We start from the raw sequence: 255 nt of genomic DNA, 5'->3' as shown, positions 1-255 counted from the left end.
GAGACAGCGCCCAAGTCGTTACGCCATTCGTGCGGGTCAGAATTTACCTGACAAGGAATTTCGCTACCTTAGGACCGTTATAGTTACGGCCGCCGTTTACTGGGGCTTCGGTTCACAGCTTCGGGTTGCCCCTAACCGCTCCCCTTAACCTTCCAGCACCGGGCAGGCGTCAGCCCGTATACTTCGCCTTACGGCTTCGCACAGACCTGTGTTTTTGCTAAACAGTCGCTTGGGCCTTTTCACTGCGGCCCCCTC

At 56.9% G+C, this 255-nt stretch carries 1 rRNA gene; it reads right to left on the bottom strand.

The window, feature by feature from the left end:
* Positions 1-255: ribosomal RNA gene (locus NQZ67_RS30150) — 23S ribosomal RNA — on the bottom strand; the annotation flags it as partial.

This window comes from Paenibacillus soyae, from assembly GCF_024623455.1.
GTDB lineage: Bacteria > Bacillota > Bacilli > Paenibacillales > Paenibacillaceae > Pristimantibacillus > Pristimantibacillus soyae.
This window is presented reverse-complemented; position numbering and strand designations above follow the sequence as displayed.